Below are 4,897 nucleotides of genomic sequence, written 5' to 3'. Positions count from 1 at the left end.
GCGTATCGATGGACTGGTTGGTTGCATACAGTTGTGAACCGTTTACCGCATCGGTGCTGGTATCACTCAGACGGCCTGCGGCCACGTTAGTGATAGTACGTTCCGCCCCCTTATCACCCACACTGACGGTGCTGGTTGGAGCGACCCCGGCAAAATCGTACTCTTTGCCGTTGATGTTCGCTTTGGCCGTCGCTTCTGCGGCGGCAGTCACGGAGCCTGCACCCAATGCAACGTCGTTGTCATGGGTAGAGACTGCCCCCATACCAATCGCCACGGAATCCTGACCCTGCGCAGACGAATCTGTACCGGTGGAATTGGCGTGGAAGTACTTGGTCCCGGTGTTGTAGATGTTGTTAACGCTGTCGCCCAGATTGGTGACGGTATCACCCAGGTTGGTCACGTTGTTGTTGGTTTCGGTCAACTGTGAATAATTCACCGCATCGCTTGGCGCTACGCCATCCGCCACGTTGGTGATGGTGGTGCCACCGGTGTGTGTGCTGTTGTCGTAGGTGTTGCCACCCAGGGTAATGTTGTTGTGAGTGCTGTTGTCATACATCACCGCATCAGCAACAGAACCCGCTGCCGTGGCTTTCAACTGCGCCACGTTGACCGCATCCATATCGTCCGCACCGGCAGCCAGCCCGGTAATCCGACGATCGCCCACGTTCACTTCACCCTTCGCTTTACCACCGACCAGATAGGCGTCATGCGACAAGGTGCTGCCGTCTGCCAGTGAACCCGCACCCAGCGCGACGCTACCATCAGCACTGGCGATAGCGCCCATACCGATGGCCACCGCATCCAGACCAGACGCGACAGAGTCGGTGCCGGTAGAGTTGGCGTGGAAGTACTTGGTCCCGGTGTTGTAGATGTTGTCTACGGTATCACCCAGATTGGTGATCGCCGTGGTATTGCCCGCGATGTTGGTGGTGTTGATATCCACCTGATCGTTGGTCGCTTTCAGCTGTGAACCGTTGACCGCATCGGTGCTGGTGTCAGTCAGATCGCCCGCTGCTACGTTGGTGATTTTGGACTTGCCATTCCCCATATGGTTGGCGCTATAGGCACCCGCACCGCCATTAGCGGTCGGATCCCACTGCAAGGCATCATCTTTCAATCCATTAATATCATTCGTGTTATTAGTGATATTAACGGCGTTGATATCTACCTGTTTGTTGGTCGCCGCTAACTGAGAACCATTGATAGCATCAGTACTGGTAAAGTCGACGCGGCCTGCGGCCACATTGGTGATAGTACGTTCAGCATTCAAGTCACCAACGCTGACGGTGCTGGTCGGTGCCGTACCAGCAAAGCTATAATAAGTACCACCGATGTTTGCACCAGTCGTCGCCACTGCAGCCGCGGTCACAGAACCAGAACCCAGAGCGACGCTACCATTCTCAGTAGCGATGCTGTTTGCACCCAGCGCCAGAGAACCTTCACCTACTGCCTGTGTCCTTTCACCCAGGGCAATAGCGCTATCACCTTGCGCTACTGCACGATCACCTTGTGCAATACTGCTTACGCCTTCTGCACTGGCATAAGCGCCAATCGCAGTAGAGGCTTCTTTCTGTGCTTTGGCACCTGAACCGATCGCCGTAGCGTCGGTGGCGGCCGCCAAGGATTCCCAACCGATGGCAATTGCGCCAGTGCTGGTTGGATCGGAGGTGGAGGAATCAACACCAAGAGCAATACTGTTAATCCCGTTGGTATGAGCACGCAAACCGGTGGCAATGCTGGATTCTCCATCAGAGAGTGCCTGATAACCCATTGCCATGGATGACTGGCCCACTGAAGAAGCATCTACACCGGCAGCCAGTGAGTTCATTCCCACTGCGCCATCGTTGTTGTAGTTACCGCCCGCTGTGCCGAAATCATTGACGCTGTAATAGTGGGTGCTGGAAGCGCTTGCAGCATTCGCAACCGCTTTCAACTGCGACACGTTGACAGCATCGCTGTCTACTGTACCGGCAGCGACCCCATTAATCTGACGGAACTGGCCGTTTGCTACATCACCAATTGAGACTGCTCCCAAGGTGCTAGTAGTAGCATTGATCGCCGTTTGCTGGGCGCTCGTCGCCCCAACAGGAACATAACCAACCGCACCTGCCTCGGTACTGGCTTTCGAATTTGCACCCAGTGCAACACTATCCTTGGCTAACGCACTAGCATCGTAACCCAGTGCGGTGGCGTTGGTAGCATTAGAGAGCGAACCATAGCCCAACACCGTGCCACCGGTTTTATTAGCGGCAGAATCTGCACCGACGGAAGTGGTGAAGAAGGTATTCCAGGCCTCACCACTCAACGCATCCCGGCCAATTGCAACAGAAAGGAGTCCTTGAGCAAAGGATCCATAACCTACGGCCGTAGCACCCGATGAAGTCGTTGTACCTGCTTTGGCTGTGCTACCTACTGCCACACTCTGGTTATAGGAAATCGTACTATCGCCGACTGCAACGCTATTGGAGTTGACCCCTTGTGCATTGCCACCGACAACGACAGAATGCGCCCCATTGCTCGTGCTGTTGTTACCGATGGCAATGCTGTCAACGTTTCTGTAGTTGACCAGCGCGTTTGTCCCCAGGGCAATACCATTAGAGGAGATGGTCTTGGCGCCGTTACCGATGGCAATGGCATTCTCGGCCGTATCGTCAGCCGCGTTCGAATAAACCTTAGAGTTGGTACCTAATGAGATACCATTTTGGACACTACTGGTTGCCCCTACACCAGCAGCAAGTGCATTAACACCCGTTGCACCATCGTTATTGTAGTTGCCACCTTGGGTACCGTTGTCATTAACGCTGTAGTAATGAGTGGCTGAACCGCTTGCAGAAGCCGCAACTGCTTTCAGCTGCGACACGTTAACAGCGTCGCTGTCTACAGTACCTACCGCAACCCCATTAATCTGGCGGAACTTACCGTTTGTAACATCGCCTACAGAGACCGCACCCAAGGTACTAGTTGTAGCGTTGATAGCCGTCTGTTGAGTGACCGTGGCACTGACAGGAATAAAACCAGCCGCACCTGCAACAGTGGTGGCCTTCGAATTTGCCCCTAGAGCAACACCATCACTGGCTAAAGCGCTGGACTGATAGCCAAGTGCTGTAGCATTTGTAGCATTGGCAAGCGAATTGTAACCAAATACCGAGCTTCCCTTTTTATTCGCTGCAGCATTCGCGCCAACAGCCGTCGTGTAATAGGATGTCCAGTCGTCACCACCCACAGCGGCTCGGCCAATCGCCACAGAGAGAAGTCCCTGAGCAAAGGACTGACTACCTACTGCCGTAGCACCTGTTGAGGTTACTGTGCCGGCTTTGGCGGCATTACCCATCGCCACACTCTCTCCATAAGAAGTAGTGTTAGCACCAAATGCTATAGCATTATCACTTCTGGCTTGGGCCTTGTTGCCGATAGCGAACGAATCACTCCCATAGACAGTACTGCTGTTGCCGATGGCAATGCCATTAGTTTCTGTGCTTCCAACCTGCGCACCGGCTCCTAGTGCAATACCATTGGTTGCAGATGCAAGTGCACCGTTACCAATGGCAATGGCATTATCGGCAGTGTCTTGAACAAGTTGCTGCGTGGCCTTGGCACCATTACCCAATGCGATAGCGTTTTGAGAACCAGCGATAGCCCCAACACCGGCAGCCATAGAATTAATACCCGTTGCACCATCGTTATTATAGTTGCCACCTTGGGTACCATTGTCATTAACGCTGTAGTAATGGGTAGCTGAACCGCTGGCGGCAACTGCAACCGCTTTCAACTGTGCCACGTTGACAGCATCACTGTCGACCGAACCTGCGGCCACACCGGTGATCTGGCGATAATCGTTAGTCGTCGTATTCCCTACTGAAACAGCGCCTTGGGTACTGGTGGTGGCATCGATCGCGGCCTGTTGGGCAGTCGTTGCACTAACCGGTACATAACCAGCCACGCCAGCAGCGGTGTTAGCCACCGTGCCTGAACCCAATGCTACCCCACCATCCGCAGACGACATGGCGCTGAGGCCTAACGCTATCGATTGATCTGCTGTCGCCTGGGTTTGGTAACCCATAGAGATCGTATTACGGCCTGAAGCTGTAGCCTGAAAACCCTGGGCAATCGCCATCCAGTTATTTGCATTTGCCTTATAGCCCATGGCCATAGCGCCTGTGGCACCAAAACCACCTGCGGTAGCATTTTGGCCAATGGCTATTGCCTGGCTTCCAGTAGCAGAAGAAAATGCTCCCAGACTCACGCTAGCGCCTCCCGCAGTAGTACTTCTACCGATAGCGATACTATCGGTGTTGGTCGCAGTAGCACCATACCCCAACGCCATTTCACCGATGCTACTGCCGGTGGAGGAATTCATACCAATTGCAATACCGCCCTCGCCTTTCGATACAGCCATCCCCCCCACAGCGATCCCGCCTAAATTGGTCACTAATGTGGAGGTACCAATGGCTACGGCGTTATCGGCTGAAGCATTCTTAATCGCAGGCGGTGCCACCGTTGCCCCTGTCCCGATAGCGATAGCATTGTTTGCCGTTACTGGTGCTGGAGTGGTCGGTGCTGTGACACTGGCCCCGTCGCCAATAGCTAGCGCGCCGTTAGTGGTAGCTACGGCACCGGATCCTATGGCGGTATTACTGGTTAATCCGCCATCAATAGCGGCGGTGCCACCGTTGGCAACGTTTGATGGGTTAACGGTCCAGGCTTTCGCTGGTTCAATACTCACCAAGGCCGCAGCGAATGCACCGGCCATACCGCCCGCGCGAACTAATGCCCGGCGCGCACGACGAGTACTGCTGCCATCTTTGCCTTTACCTTTGGCCGAGGCGAATTCGCTGGCGACCACCCAGGCTTGCTGCGCGGCACTCCAGACTAAACGATATATACCCGTGATCATTGA

The 4,897-nt window shown here is 54.4% G+C and carries 1 protein-coding gene; it reads right to left on the bottom strand.

Translation table 11 applies throughout. The features are described from left to right. Positions 1-4,897 (bottom strand): ESPR-type extended signal peptide-containing protein (locus tag U869_RS32095; RefSeq protein ID WP_025123713.1); only part of this gene is annotated, 4,897 nt, incomplete at both ends.

Source organism: Serratia sp. H1w, from assembly GCF_000633355.1.
In the GTDB taxonomy this organism is placed as follows: Bacteria; Pseudomonadota; Gammaproteobacteria; order Enterobacterales; family Enterobacteriaceae; genus Chania.
This window is presented reverse-complemented; position numbering and strand designations above follow the sequence as displayed.